The sequence below is a fragment of the Telluria sp. PB2R4 genome (assembly GCF_059685695.1).
This window is the reverse complement of sequence record NZ_JCASIC010000011.1, coordinates 106,304-119,806: the sequence shown is the minus strand read 5'-3', so window position 1 is coordinate 119,806 and position 13,503 is coordinate 106,304. Positions and strand designations below refer to the sequence as shown.

Sequence of the window (13,503 nt, the reverse complement as noted above, 5' to 3'; positions counted from 1 at the left end):
TGCATTCGGGCCGCTTCAATGCCTGCGCCAACGCTGTGCCCAGGCTCGCATCTCCCGGCCAATTCCCGCGCACGGGTGCATTGCGGGCCGCGTCCATCCGGTCACGCTACCGACTTTTCGCCCGGGACGAAACCGTCCTCCGCCAGCATCCGGGCGATATCGAGCAGCAGGATGAGGCCCTGGCCCGTCTTGCCGGCCCCAAGCAGATAATGCTGTGCGATGCCGGTGGCGAGGGGCGGCACCGGCGCGACCTGCGCATCGTCCAGGTTGACGACGTCGGATACGCCGTCCACCACCACGCCGACCATGCCGGCGCCGATGGCCAGGATGATCACCACGGTAAAGGCGTCGTACTGCCGCTTGTCCAGCGCCAGGCGGGTGCGCAGGTCGATTATCGGCACGATCGCGCCGCGCAGGTTCATGACGCCCCTGACCCAGGCCGGCGCGCCGGCAATGGTGGTCACCCCCGAATAATTGCGCAGCTCCTGGACCAGCCCGATGCCGATCCCGTATTCTTCGTCTCCCAGCCTGAAGCTCAGGTAATCTCCGGCGGCTTGCGCCGGCTCGCTTCGCGCCGGCGTCGTGTCGGCGCATGGCGGCATGACGGTCTCCATCGCGGCCCCGCTCATCCGGCCAGCAAGACAGTGTTGCGGGCACGTGCTGCGCCGCTGGCTTGCGCCGGCGTGGCAGGCGGGTGTGCCGGGCGGCGTTCGCCGAGGGTGAAGAAATTAACCGTCTCGACCATGACGCCGGCCTGTTCCTGCATGCTGGCCGCGGTCGCCGCCGATTCCTCGACCAGCGCCGCATTTTGCTGCGTCACTTCGTCCATCTGGGCGATGGCCTGGTTGACCTGTTCGATGCCTGCGCTTTGCTCTTCGCTCGCGGCGGCGATTTCCGCCATGATGTCGGACACCTGCTTGACCGAACCGGTCACCTTGCGCATGGTCTCGCCAGCCTGGTCGACCAGCCAGGCGCCTTCCTCGACTTTGTCGACCGAGTCATTGATCAGACCCTTGATTTCCTTCGCCGCGTTGGCGGAGCGTAGCGCCGGGTTGCGCACTTCGGATGCCACCACGGCGAAGCCCCGGCCCTGCTCGCCGGCCCGTGCCGCTTCCACGGCATCATTGAGCGCCAGGATATCAGTCTGGAACGCGATGCCGTCGATGACCCCGATGATGTCGCCGATCTTGCGCGAACTCTCCTTGATGGTGCCCATCGTTGCAACGACCTGTCCCACGACGGCGCCGGCTTCTTCGGCGAAGCCGGAGGCGCTGATGGTGAGCTGGTTGGCGCTGCGGGCATTGTCCGCATTCTGCCTGACCGTCGAGGTCAGTTCTTCCATCGACGAGGCGGTTTCCTCGAGGCTGGCTGCCTGCTGTTCGGTACGCGAAGACAGGTCGAGGTTGCCTGCTGCAATTTCGCTCGACGCGGTCGCAATGGTGTCGGCACTATGGCGGACATTGGTGACGGTGGCCGTGAGTGCAGTGTTCATCCGCTTGAGGGCCTGCAGCAACTAGGTCCATATCAGCGTCAACCTCTCGCCGCGCGACCTCGAGTCGGGCGCCATCGTCAAGCAGCTTGGCGATCTCATGCGGCGGACCGGACTCAAGCCGGGCAAGCTTCATGTCGAGGCAACCGAGCGCGGCCTGATCGACGTCAACCTGGCCACCACGGTCATCCACGAAATCCGCAGCGCCGGCATCGGTGTCGCCATCGACGACTTCGGCACCGGCTATTCCTGCCTGTCCTACCTCACGCGGCTGGACGTGGACTTCTTGAAGATCGACAAATCGTTCGTGGATACGATCGGCACAGAGGCGCCCACCAACAGCGTGGTGCTGCACATCATCGAGATGGCCAAGTCGCTCAATCTCGTGATGATTGCGGAAGGCGTCGAGACCGACGCCCAGGCCGCGTTCCTGCGTGAACGGGGTGTGCAGTTTGCCCAGGGCTGGTTCTTCGCAAAGCCGATGTCGCCCGACGATTTCGTACGCTATGTGCAGGCCGGGCCGGGAGGCCGTTCGAGTGCCGGCCCGGCAAACGCTTGCTCGGCTGCCTGCATGGCCACGTAGCTTATTCGGCTTCGTAGAGCGGCTGGCGCAGCACGATCGGGCGCACGTCCAGGCCTACCCGGTAGACCGAATAGGCCTCGGCACGGGTGGAGACGTAGCCTTCGGTTTCCGGCACGCGCCGGAAACTGAACTCGAAGCCGCGCTCCGGCTCCGCCGCCGCCGGGCCGCCGAATGCGATCCCGACCGCGCCGGCCTGGTCGCTGTCGACGAGCTTCTCGAGCAGGTCGACGACCATGGTGTTGGCCAGGATGTCCGCATAGAACAAGGGGCCGCGATTGGCGGGCCGTGCCGGATCAAGCTTTTCCTTGTCGTCCCCGGGCGTCAGGCGCATGGTCGAGAAATCGATGCGGTCGCCGCTGTCCAGGTAGCTGATGCGGGCATCGTGCAACTGGAAGCGCGCCGTACTCCGGCCGGGGGCGGCGGGCGGCAGCTCGAGCAGGAGCGCGCCCTTGTAGCCGATCACCTCCGCGTCCCTGCCGGGCCGCAGCACGACGGCGCTGTTCTCGTCCACGCCCAGTCCCAGCCGGTAGCCCCTGGCCAGCATCGCCGGCAGCATGCGCGCGAAACGTCCCCGCACCAGCAGGTGCTGGTCGATGAACAGGCCCGGTCCCGCGAAGCCCAGTCCCGGCGCGAGGTCGCGGTCCTCGCGCACCCCCTGCTTGAGGAAGGGAAGCACGGGCGGCGCCTGGTAGAACATGGTGCTGCTCATCATGGCGGCGCCGGCGCTGGTGCCGGCGATGACGCCGCCCTGGCGGAACAGCGCCCACAGCGCGTCGAGCACGCGCGACCGGCTGCCGTCGGGCCGCAGCAGCGCCGCCGTGATCCGGCCCTGGTCGCCTCCCGTGAAGAAGGCCCCGCCCGCCTTGCGCACGCGCGCCGCCAGCGCCGCATCGTCGGCCGCCTGCCCCGGCGCCGCGCCCAGGCCGGCGCCGACCGGCGCCAGAAAGGGCCGCGCGCCGTGGCGCGCCAGGTGCGCCATGGTGGTGCGGACCGAACGCTCCGGGTTGCCGGCGGCGGTCGGGAACACGGCGATCGTCGCGCCCTTCCCTCCGGCCAGCCGCACGATCCGTTCCCACACCTGGGCATTGTCGCCGCGCAGAGCGCCTCCGATCACCACCAAGGCGCCGCGCGGCGCTTCCAACGCCGGCTGGGCAAGGGCCGCGCCGCTGGCCGCCGCCAGCAGCAACGCGCATAGTCGTTTCCACATCGTCCGCATTTCCCCCCCCCCCAAAAAAAGCGGCTGCCCGGGTCGGCAGCCGCGCGAGCGGATTACTTGAAGGAGTAATTCACGCTGACGAATCCGTTGCGTCCGCGCGGATCGGTGTAGGTCGGGTCGTACCCGGCCAGGAAGTAATACGCCTGGTTCGAGAACGGCGGCGCCTTGTCCGCCAGGTTCAGCACGCCGGCGCGCAGCTTGAGCCGCTTGCTGATGTTCCAGCTGCCGGTCAGGTCCCACAGCGAATACGAGGACACCTTCCGCGATGGCAGCAGCGCATCGCTGACCGGGTCGTAGGTGGTGTTCTGGTCGGTGTAGCCGGACGAGAACCCGTTGGCCAGGGTCAGGCCGAATGCGCCCATGCTCCAGTCCAGGCTCACGCGGTGGCGCCAGCGCTGGATCACCTGGTCATTGAGGAACACGCCGAGATTGCTGCGGTAGCCTTCCTGCGGGCCGAACTGGCGGTCGTATTTCAGGATGTAGGTGCCGCTCAGGTTCGCCGCCAGGCGGCCGTAGGGGCCCTCGGCGCCGCGCCATTCGCCCGACAGGTCGATGCCGGCGGTCTTCAGGCGGCCCTGGTTTTCCTTCTGCAGCAGGATATTGGAGATGAAGCCGTCGCTGTCGCGCTCGATGTACGTTCCGTTGTAGGCGGCCGGGTTGTCGACGATGATCTGCTCGCCCAGGGTGCTGATGACATCCTTCTTGCTGATGTTCCAGTAGTCGAGCGCGACGCTGGCGCCGCGACCGACTTCAAGCACCGCGCCCAGCGACAGCTGCCGCGATTTTTCCGGCTTCAGGTCCGGATTCGAACGGCGCTCCACCGGCCACTGGTCGGTGCACAGGTCGATGCTGCCTTCCTGCTTCACGCACTGGGGATCGGTCAGGAAGCTCGACGCCGTGCCGTAGGTGGTCGGGCGCTTCAGGTCGGACAGCGACGGTGCGCGGAAGCCCGTGCCGGCCGAGGCCCGCACCATCAGCGGCTTGACCGGCTGCCAGCGCAGTCCCAGCTTCGGGTTGGTGGTCGAACCGACTTCGCTGTAGCGGTCGTGGCGCAGCGCGAACTGCATCTCCAGTTCCCTGGTGAAGGGCGCATTCACTTCGGCGAATACCGAGCGTACGTTGCGGCTGTCGTCGGTCGGCTTCAGGTCGGTGGTCGAGCCCACCGCCACCCCGCTGTCGCGGTCGCCCGCGATGTTGTTCGACAGGAGCAGCGCCGACGGACGGAATTCCTGCTCCTCGCGGCGCAGTTCTCCCCCCACCGCGATGGCCAGGTCGCCGCCGCCGAGCGCCATCAGGGCGCGCGAGGCCTTGGCGTCGAAGGACGTGGACACCCCTTTCGACTTGCGCGCCTCGTCATTGACCTTGATGCTGTCGATCAGGTCGCGCCCCGCCTGCGACGAGGGGCCGAAGGGGTTGATGGTGCCGGCGCGCACGCCTGCATCGAACTTGTCGAACAGGACGTAGCCGTCGACATACTTGTCGACCGCGCGGTTCTCGGCGCGCGCCAGGCCGACGTCGTAGTCCCAGCCGGCGGCGATCCCGGTGGCGCCGAGCACGATGCGCTGCGCGCTGCTGGTGACTTCATTGGTACGGTTGCCCGCCTCGGTCATGCGGTAGCGGATGCCCGACACCGTGGCCGGCAGGCCAGCCCCGGTCAAGGCCGCGCGATAACGCTCCGGGAGCACCGCGACCGGCAGGTTGCGGATCCGGATCGGGTTCGGCGACAGCACGTAACTGGACTCGGCTTCGGACTGTACCAGCTCGACGAAGACCTGGTGATCGTCCGCGACCTGCAAGGTAGCGCGGCCGACGAAGCCGATCTTGCGCGACTCCGGATAGATCTCGGTGTCCTGCATGTAGTCGTAGCTGCAGCCGAGCGCGCCGCCCGGGCCGCGCGGCGCATACACGCTGGCAGGCGGACTGCAACCCGGTGCGGACGGATTGACGCGGTTGGCGGTAGCGCCCGCCGCCAGCACGCCGGCGCGGATCAGGGCCGCGCGCTGGGCACTGGAGATGTCGATATTGGCAGGGTAGCTGTTGCTCGACATGAGTGCCGGCAGCGTGCTTGCCAGTGGGCGTTCGGCGATGAAGTCGCGCTGGCTGGAGCGCAGCGCACCGAGTTTCTGGGCGTCGAGCACGCCGAACACGTTGAAGCGGTCGCGTTCCAGGTTGCCGAAGCCGGCGCTGATGCTGGTGGTCTTCTTCTCCGCACCGCCCTCATGGGTGGCTGCGGCCGAGGCGCTCAGGTCGACGCCCGTATAGTCCTTGCGGGTGATGAAGTTGATCACGCCGCCGATGGCGTCGGTGCCGTAGATCGCCGAGGCGCCGTCCTTCAGCACCTCGACGCGCTGGATCGCGCCGGCCGGGATGTTGTTCAGGTCGACGCCGGCATTGTCGCCCGGCGATGCGAAGTTGGCCAGGCGGCGCCCGTTCAGCAGGATCAGCGTCGACGAGACCCCGACGCCACGCAGGTTGGCGCCATTGAAGCCGCGCTGGCCCGAGGTGCCGTCAGTGATGCTGGCACCGTCCGACAGAGGGGCGGTATTCGCGCTGATGTTGCGCAGCAGTTCGGCGGCGGTGGTCACGCCGCTCTTCTCGATGTCTTCACGCTTGATGAGCTGGACAGGCAGCGCCGTCTCGTTGTCGATGCGCCTGATCGACGACCCTGTGATCTCGACCCGCTGGACCTTCTGCTGGCCCTGCGGCTGGTCCTGCGGCTGGCCCTGCGCGGACTGCGCCAGGGCGCAATTGGGCGCCAGGTTCAGCGCGGCGATCACGGCCAGTGCCATCACCTTCGGCTGTGGCAGCCGGCTTGCTTGCTCATTCATGCGTGTGCTCCTTGATGTTAACTACGATTTTTGTCGGCGCTTGGTGGTACTGCTTGGGGAAACCGAATCGGCGCCGACCAGGTAGGCGGCGATGGCCTCGGTCAGGCGCGCGGCCTTGGCCACATTGGCCTTGTTCGACACCATCAGGGCCATCACCAGCGCCTCGATCACCGCCAGGGCGGCGCTCGAACTCTGGTGGCCCTGCTGAAGGCGCCGATCCGCGGCTTCGTCGAGGCGGCGCAGATCATCGGCTTCGTACTGATCGTGGGCGGCGCCTTTGCCGTGCTGCAGATGACCGAGGCGATCGACAGCATGATCCACGCGATCGCCCGCGCCCATGCGCATTCGCCCTTCGTGCGCGCGGCGATCATCCCGCTGTTCGTGACCCTGTTCTCGTTGGGCGGCGCCACCTTCGGCATGAGCGAAGAGGCGATCCCCTTCGTGCTGATCTTCGTGCCGCTGGCGCTGGCGCTGGGATACGACTCGGTGGTCGGGGTGTCGATTCCCTTCGTGGGTTCGCAGGTGGGCTTCGCGGCCGCCTTTTTGAATCCGTTCAACGTCGGCATCGCCCAGGGCATCGCCGGGGTGCCGGTGTTTTCCGGCGTCGGCTATCGCCTGGTGGTATGGCTTGCCTGTACCGCCGTCACCGTGGCCTTCCTGATGTGGTACGCGGCCCGGGTCAAGCGCAACCCTGCCCTGAGCCCGACCTACCAGATCGACCTGGCCCGGCACGCCGAGCGCGACGCCAAGGTGGAGGCGGCAGCCTTTACGCGCCGCCACGGCGTGATCCTCGGGCTGTTCGCACTGACCCTGGGCACGATGGTGATCGGGGTGGTGCTCTACGGCTGGTTCATCGACGAGATCGCGGCGCTGTTCTTCGCGATGGCGGTGGCGGTCGGCATCGCCGGCCGGCTGTCTCCCGACAGGTTCGTGGCGGCCTTCATCGGGGGCGCGCGCGACATGGTCTCGACCGCGCTGGTGATCGCGATTGCCCGCGCCACGGTGGTCATCGCGCGCGACGGACAGATCATCGACACCATGCTGCATGCCTTGACGCCGCTGGTGCAGTCGGAACACGCGGCCTTCGCGGCCCAGAAGATGTTCCTCATCCAGTCGGTCATCAACTTCTTCATCCATTCGGGCAGCGGCCAGGCCGCGCTGACCATGCCGATCATGGCGCCGCTGGCCGACCTGGTGGGCGTCAGCCGCCAGACCGCCATCCTCGCCTTCCAGCTCGGCGAACTGTCCACGCCGATCATTCCGACCTCGGGCATCACGGTGGGCGTGCTGGCCCTGGCCCGCATCCCGTGGATCGTGTGGGCAAAATGGATGCTGCCGCTGCAGCTGGCCTACCTGGTGCTGGCGCTGCTGCTGCTGGTGCCGCCGACGCTGATGGGGTGGCACTGACGCGCTGGCGAACGCAAAGACAGGAACAGGCCCTCGAACCAGCCGGTTCTGGACGGCTCCGGGAGGCGAGGACGGGAGTCGCACCTGTCCTCGGGCGGTTTTTTTCAGGCCGTCACTCACGATCGCTTCAAGGCGCGAGCCATTCTCCCTCAGCTTGCTGGAGTGGGCCAGGTCAGGCCGGGTAGTGCACATTTCGCTCTCGACTTGGCATATGTGATATGGTGTTGCCGCGAGTTCTGAACGACCTGGTTGCCGGCATCGATTTCGGAGCACGTCAAGAACAACTGAATGCGCTATCGAACGGATGATCGATCCTATGTCGCCTGAAAAACACCATGTGCATGTGGCCGGGTCCGCGCTGACCCATTCCTGTCATGCATGCGCTTTTTTCCACAGCAAGGAAGAGGCATACCGCGTCCTGCTGCCCTTCGTCATGGAAGGTTTCGAGCAGGGAGATCGGGCCTTTCACATCGTCGGCCCGCACCAGCGCGACGCCCACCTGGAGCGCCTGGCGCAGGAAGGCATCGATACCGTCGCGGCCCAGGAAACCGGGCAACTCGAAGTCCGGACCTGGGACGAGACCTACCTGAAGGACGGGCATTTCGACCAATACCGCATGATCGACACCCTGCTGGCAATGCTCGCACCCGGCAAGGCGCCGCCGGGGCGGATTTCGCGCAACATCGCCAACATGGCATGGGCCACCGAAGACCGTCCCGGCGTGCATGACGTCGTCGAGTACGAAGCACGCCTCGGCCAGGCCCTGCCCGAGCGGCACGATCCGGTGATCTGCACCTACGACCTGTCCCGGTTCGACGCCGGCGTCGTCATCGACATCATCCGCACGCACCCGATGGTCATCATCGGCGGTATCCTTCAGGAAAACCCGTTCTACGTCCTGCCTGAACAGATGCTCGAGGAAATCGAGGCGCGCAAGGTCCAGGACGGCGGCCGGCACGCCTGCGCGTAAGCCGGGACCCAAGATGGGAGCGGCAGACAAGCACGGGGCGGACACGCAAGGCCTTCAGCAGACCCTGCGCGACCTGGTCGCCTTTTCGAGTCTGCCCGCAGTCTGGGTTGGCCTGCCGCCCGAGGCGCTCATTGCAGGTTTAGCCAGGGTTCTGTCGACAACACTCGACCTGGAGCTGGTCTACGTCCGCTTTGCCGGACTGGGCGCTACCCCGATCGAAGCCCTGTACGGCACACAGGGAGACGCCGGCGAGCCGCTCCTGGAAGCAGCGCGGGAGGCGCTGAAGGGCGCAAGGGCCGGCGCCACGACCATCGAGACGCCCTCGCACTCGCATCCCCTGCCCGCTTGCGTCATTCCCCTGGGTATCGGTGGCAGCATCGGCAGCATCGTCGTCGCCAGCGCCCGGGCCAGCTTCCCATTGGAGAACGAATTCCTGCTGTTGCGGGTTGGCGCCAACCAGGCAGCCGTCGTACTGCAGCGCCATCTGGGCGACCAGGCGCTTGCACGCGCCAATGCGCGTTTCCTCGACCTGGCCAATGCGGCGCCCGCCATGTTATGGGTGACCGATCCAGATGGCAGCTGCTCGTTTCTCTCGCGCGGATGGTATGACTTCACCGGGCAAGCCAGGGATGCGGGCCTGGGTTTCGGCTGGCTCGAGGCTGTCCATCCGGAGGACCAGCCGGGCGCGGCACAGGCATTCCGGGAGGCGAATGCGAACAGGAACGAATTCAGCCTCGAGCACAGGCTGCGCCATGCCGACGGCAGCTACCGCTGGGTGATCGATGCGGGCCGCCCGCGATTCGGGCTGCAAGGCGAGTTCCTGGGTTTCGTCGGCAATGTCCTCGATATCGACGACCGCAAGCGCGCGGAGGAAGCGCTGCATGAGACGCGCACACTGCTGTCCACGGTCGTCGACGCACTGCCGGTCGGGGTCGCGGTTGTCGACCGTGCGGGCAAGGTTGTCCTGTCGAACATGGAGATGCGGCGCTACCTGCCCACCAACATCCTGCCGTCGATGGACGACGCCCGACGCCAGCGCTGGTCGGCCCTCCAACCCGATGGCCGCCCCCTCGCGCCCGACGACTTCGCAGGCGCGCGCGCCTTGCGCGGCGAGCGGGTCGTGCCCGGCATCGAAGCGCTCTACACGGACGACGATGGCCACGAGATCTGGACCCAGGTCGCTGCAGTTCCCCTGGCCGGCAGCGATGGCGCGCCCAACGGCCAGGTCACGGTGGTGATGAATGTCGATACGTTCAAGCGCACCGAGGAAGCGCTGCGCGTGGCCGAGGAAGAGCATCGCCGCCTGTTCGGCGAACTGACGAAGTCGAACCGGAACCTGAACGAATTCCTGGCGGTGCTCGCCCACGAACTGCGCAACCCGCTCGCGCCGATCATGACCGGCATGGAAGTCCTGCGGATGCGCACGGCGAGTCCGGAAACCATGGCCCAGGTGCGCGGCATTATCGAGCGCCAGGTCAGGCAACTCTCGCACCTGGTGGACGATTTGCTGGACCTTGCCCGCGTCACCAACGGGAAGGTCGAGATCAGGCGCGAAGCGGCCGAGCTGAATACAATTGTGTCGGGCGCAGTGGAGACGAGCCAGCCCCTGATCGAGCAAGGCCACCATCGCTTCAGCATGCGCCTGCACGACGCGGCCTTGCCGGTGCACGTCGATCCGGTACGGATCGCCCAGGTGATCAACAACCTGCTGACGAACGCATCCAAATACACGCCGCGCGGCGGGCACATCGAACTGATCGTCGAGCGAGACCGGAACGAGGCGGTGATCTCGGTCGTCGACGACGGCATCGGAATCCCGCCGGACGCACTCGAATCGGTCTTCGACATGTTCAGCCAGGTCGGCCGCAACATGCACCACGCCCAGGGCGGCCTGGGAATCGGCCTGTCCCTGGTGCGCCAGCTCGTGGACCTGCATGGCGGCACGGTGGCGGCCCGCAGCGAGGGCGTCGACCGCGGCAGCACCTTCGTGGTCAGGCTTCCACTCGTCCTGGCAGCGGCGCCCGCAGGTGTCGACGCCGCCATCCCCGACAACGCAGCCCTCGAACGCAGCAGCTTGCGCATCCTCGTGACCGACGACAATACCGATGCCGCGACGACCCTTGCGGCGCTGCTCGAGATGCATGACCATGAGGTCCACGTCGCCCACGACGGGCCATCGGCGCTGGCCATCGCGCGGCAGGTCCTGCCGCAGTTGGTGTTCCTCGACATTGGCATGCCTGGCATGTCCGGCTACGACGTAGCGCGCCAGATGAGGAGGACTGCCGGCCTGGAAGCCTGCGCGATCGTCGCGGTGACCGGCTGGGGGACCGCGGACGACCGCCAGCGCTCGAAAGAAGCGGGTTTCGACGCGCATTTCACCAAACCGCTCGCGCCGGCCGACCTGGCCAGGTACATCGATTCGCTGCTGCCGCCCGCATGATGTGCAAGCGATGGTCCATTCGGGTTGGGGGCTGGAGCACGACGAAACAGCAGACGGCCTGGTCGCGTTCAGATTGCGCCAACGAGTCCGACTGAGCAAGACTAAGCTTAATCGCCGTACCGGCGCGAACGGCGCGGACTTCATCCCTGATGATTGGAGGCGAGGACAGGAATCGAACCTGTCTTGGCGGCGTTGCAGGCCGCTGCATAACCTCTTTGCTACCTCGCCAAGACCCATCTTAGGCCAAGGGCTGCGTTCGGTTATGCGCTTTCTCAACAATGAATTCGTTACGCCCTGTATTAACTGCCTTCCGCGGCGACACCTGTTTCTTCCCGCTTCCCTTGCCTATGGTGAAGAACCTGGACACCGAGCTCGGCGGTGCACCAGCCATCGGGTACCTCACGGTCACCACATGGTCGACTGGCCGAACTGAGCTCCGTTCACTTTTGAATCAAGTTCACACACGGAGCACATCATGCAGTCGAATCAGACAGTTCTACACACCGGCAAAACCTGCATCAGCGCCCTGCACATCGCCGGCAAGGAAATCGGTGTCACGCTGCCGCAAGGCACGGTGGTCGACGCCGAGGTCGACCTGGCGCGTCGCATCGCAAGCTTTGACATCCGGAAACCGAACGTGGCGATCAAGACCGGTTCGATCAACGGTGAGCGGTACACCGTACGCACGACCGTCATGACGGCCGCATGGGTCTCGGCACCCAGCAGGGCAAGCAGATGATTGCTGAAATGCGTAGCAAGGAAGACCACCGCTAGCACTGCCGCCACGCCGTGTGCGGTGCGCACGTTGACGCCGCGTTGCGGGGCAAGCGGGAGCGCGCCCTGGCGCGATGCGGTGGCGATACGCAGTGTCATGGCGCCCCACAAAGCCAGCATCATGGCCATATCCCAATCCGGGTACCCGAGCAGCAAGCCAAGGATGCCGGCCAGCGTGAATATCGGCGGCACCGCCACCGCCAGCAGGGCCGCAGGGCTGGGCCGTTCTTCCCGGCCGAGCAGGATCGCCAGCGCCAACGCCACGAGCGGAACGGAAATCGCCAGCAACAGACACACGATGGCGAGAAGCCATGCCGAAAGTCCGCGGCCCTCCCCTACCGCACGAGCGCCCAGGTGACAGGCCCACAGCAGATAAGGGTAGATAGCTGCCGCGACCAGTGCAGCGAACCATATCGGCCTGGCCGCCACGTCGAGGGCGAGGTCCGCCCGTACTTGGGACATGGACTTTCTCCTTGCTGCGGTGTCAGGGAACGATCACGTAGTCGGGATTGGCAACCGCGAACACGGCGTCGCGGTCGGGCGCCGGCGGATAGATCCATTGCGTGTTGATCGCGCGCTTGAGCTGCTTGCCTTCATCCCGTGTCAACTTGACCTGTCGGTCCCAACCCTCGGTGTACAGGGCTCCCCACGGCCCCAGATCCAGGCATGTGACGTACTTCGGCTGGCTGTACGGGTGCGGCGCCAACCCCACCAGCTCGGCGGCCGCATTATGACCTGCCACCCGGCCCAGGCTGAGTGCGTGCTGGCAGGACATCGACGCCACGTTGCCCTGGTCGTCGGCGGCGGCATGGGCCACATCGCCGCTGACGAAAATGCCCGGCACGCCACTGGCACGCAGGAAGGGATCAGCCGGAATACGGCCAAAGCGGTCATGTTCGGCGCCGATCTGGTTAGCCAGCGGATTGGCGCGCATTCCGGCGGTCCAGATGACGGTCGAGGCATCGAAGCGGCGCCCGTCGGCGGTCAGTACGCCGTCGGCGTCGATCGCCGCCACGCCAGTCGACGTGATGGTCACGACACCACATTCGGCCAAAGCCTGCTCGATCACCGGGCGCGGCCCCGGGCCCAAATCCGGGCCCACCACCGGCGCCATTTCGAGCAACAGGACGCGTACATTCGCATCCTTGCCCAGAATGGCGCGCAGGCGGTCCGGCATATCGGCCGCTGTCTCGATCCCGGTGAAACCGCCGCCAGCGACAACGACGGTGTTGCGCGCCGGGCTATCTGGCCGCTTGGCCAGGCCCTGCAGATGGCGCTCCAGTCGCTCGGCTTCGTGCAATTGATCGACATTGAAGCCGTAAGTCGATAGTCCCGGCAGCGGCGGCTGGACCACCTGACTCCCGGCGGCCAGCACGAAGCGGTCATAGGCCAGCGTGTGACGGGTGCCGTCGTTGCCTAGTACGTCTACCTGACGCTGGCCTGGATGGACGTGTTCGACTTTGCCAGCCAGGTGGCGCACGCCAACCGCATCGAACAGTGGCCCAAGTTCAGGCGCCATGCCGTCCAGCGCAGGTTCGTACAAGCGCGGACGCATGTGCAGCTGAGCTACCGGCGACACCACGGTGATGTCCACACTGCCGGCCTTGCCCGCCAGGGAAACCGCGCGCGCTGCTGACAGTGCAGCCCATAATCCGGCAAATCCGCTACCGGCAATCACGATATTCTGTTTCATGTCTGAGTCCTCGGGAAGGGGTGGAAGTGAAGACATTGTCCGTGTAGACTGGTCTACTGTATTGATCCGGTTTTCACGGATTTGCTTGGTCCAGTCGAAGGAG

10 protein-coding genes, 1 tRNA gene and 1 pseudogene are annotated in these 13,503 nt (G+C 66.2%); 4 read left to right on the top strand and 8 right to left on the bottom strand.

Features of this window, described 5'->3' with window-relative positions:
* Window positions 1-101: 101 nt before the first annotated feature.
* A complete protein-coding gene (locus AC56LU_RS18010; RefSeq protein ID WP_497176982.1) occupies window positions 102-602 on the bottom strand; it encodes a chemotaxis protein CheW in 501 nt (166 codons plus the stop codon).
* Between the two features lie 23 nt (window positions 603-625).
* Window positions 626-1,513: pseudogene (locus tag AC56LU_RS18005) on the bottom strand (methyl-accepting chemotaxis protein); the annotation flags it as partial.
* A 10-nt stretch (window positions 1,514-1,523) separates the two neighbouring features.
* Between AC56LU_RS18005 and AC56LU_RS18000 the strand changes: the two are divergent.
* Window positions 1,524-2,072, top strand: coding sequence for an EAL domain-containing protein (locus AC56LU_RS18000; protein ID WP_497177051.1), 549 nt, complete (start codon window positions 1,524-1,526; stop codon window positions 2,070-2,072).
* 1 nt (window position 2,073) lies between these two features.
* Here the strand turns inward: AC56LU_RS18000 and AC56LU_RS17995 are convergent, their stop codons facing one another.
* The 3 genes from AC56LU_RS17995 to AC56LU_RS17985 form a co-directional block, all read right to left on the bottom strand.
* The gene (locus AC56LU_RS17995; RefSeq protein ID WP_497176981.1) at window positions 2,074-3,279 is read right to left on the bottom strand and encodes a cyanophycinase; all 1,206 of its coding nucleotides are present in this window, start codon (window positions 3,277-3,279) and stop codon (window positions 2,074-2,076) included.
* 62 nt (window positions 3,280-3,341) lie between these two features.
* Window positions 3,342-6,116, bottom strand: coding sequence for a TonB-dependent receptor (locus tag AC56LU_RS17990; RefSeq protein ID WP_497176980.1), 2,775 nt, complete (start codon window positions 6,114-6,116; stop codon window positions 3,342-3,344).
* Window positions 6,117-6,137: 21 nt separating this feature from the next.
* On the bottom strand, window positions 6,138-6,287 hold the full coding sequence (locus tag AC56LU_RS17985) for a hypothetical protein (RefSeq protein ID WP_497176979.1): 150 nt from the start codon (window positions 6,285-6,287) through the stop codon (window positions 6,138-6,140).
* Between the two features lie 24 nt (window positions 6,288-6,311).
* Between AC56LU_RS17985 and AC56LU_RS17980 the strand changes: the two genes are divergently transcribed.
* The 3 genes from AC56LU_RS17980 to AC56LU_RS17970 all read left to right on the top strand — a co-directional run bounded on the left by AC56LU_RS17980 (window position 6,312) and on the right by AC56LU_RS17970 (window position 10,933).
* Window positions 6,312-7,523, top strand: a complete 1,212-nt coding sequence (locus AC56LU_RS17980; RefSeq protein WP_497176978.1) for a YfcC family protein — start codon at window positions 6,312-6,314, stop codon at window positions 7,521-7,523.
* A gap of 316 nt (window positions 7,524-7,839) precedes the next feature.
* Window positions 7,840-8,493, top strand: coding sequence for an MEDS domain-containing protein (locus AC56LU_RS17975; protein WP_497176977.1), 654 nt, complete (start codon window positions 7,840-7,842; stop codon window positions 8,491-8,493).
* A 13-nt stretch (window positions 8,494-8,506) separates the two neighbouring features.
* The gene (locus AC56LU_RS17970) at window positions 8,507-10,933 is read left to right on the top strand and encodes a hybrid sensor histidine kinase/response regulator (protein WP_497176976.1); all 2,427 of its coding nucleotides are present in this window, start codon (window positions 8,507-8,509) and stop codon (window positions 10,931-10,933) included.
* A gap of 154 nt (window positions 10,934-11,087) precedes the next feature.
* On the opposite strand, the gene AC56LU_RS17965 is transcribed toward AC56LU_RS17970, so the two are convergent.
* The 3 genes from AC56LU_RS17965 to AC56LU_RS17955 all read right to left on the bottom strand — a co-directional run bounded on the left by AC56LU_RS17965 (window position 11,088) and on the right by AC56LU_RS17955 (window position 13,400).
* A tRNA-Cys gene (locus tag AC56LU_RS17965) sits at window positions 11,088-11,161 on the bottom strand.
* Between the two features lie 258 nt (window positions 11,162-11,419).
* Complete coding sequence (locus tag AC56LU_RS17960; RefSeq protein ID WP_497176975.1) at window positions 11,420-12,169, bottom strand: hypothetical protein; 750 nt, start codon at window positions 12,167-12,169, stop codon at window positions 11,420-11,422.
* Between the two features lie 22 nt (window positions 12,170-12,191).
* Complete coding sequence (locus AC56LU_RS17955) at window positions 12,192-13,400, bottom strand: NAD(P)/FAD-dependent oxidoreductase (RefSeq protein ID WP_497176974.1); 1,209 nt, start codon at window positions 13,398-13,400, stop codon at window positions 12,192-12,194.
* Window positions 13,401-13,503 lie beyond the last annotated feature (103 nt).

Excerpts from the sequence above, each read along its gene's own strand:
- AC56LU_RS18010 (WP_497176982.1), bottom strand. The coding sequence starts at position 602 with ATGCCGCCATGCGCCGACACGACGCCGGCGCGAAGCGAGCCGGCGCAA.
- AC56LU_RS17995 (WP_497176981.1), bottom strand. The coding sequence starts at position 3,279 with ATGTGGAAACGACTATGCGCGTTGCTGCTGGCGGCGGCCAGCGGCGCG.
- AC56LU_RS17990 (WP_497176980.1), bottom strand. The coding sequence starts at position 6,116 with ATGAATGAGCAAGCAAGCCGGCTGCCACAGCCGAAGGTGATGGCACTG.
- AC56LU_RS17975 (WP_497176977.1), top strand. The coding sequence starts at position 7,840 with ATGTCGCCTGAAAAACACCATGTGCATGTGGCCGGGTCCGCGCTGACC.
- AC56LU_RS17970 (WP_497176976.1), top strand. The coding sequence starts at position 8,507 with ATGGGAGCGGCAGACAAGCACGGGGCGGACACGCAAGGCCTTCAGCAG.
- AC56LU_RS17960 (WP_497176975.1), bottom strand. The coding sequence starts at position 12,169 with ATGTCCCAAGTACGGGCGGACCTCGCCCTCGACGTGGCGGCCAGGCCG.
- AC56LU_RS17955 (WP_497176974.1), bottom strand. The coding sequence starts at position 13,400 with ATGAAACAGAATATCGTGATTGCCGGTAGCGGATTTGCCGGATTATGG.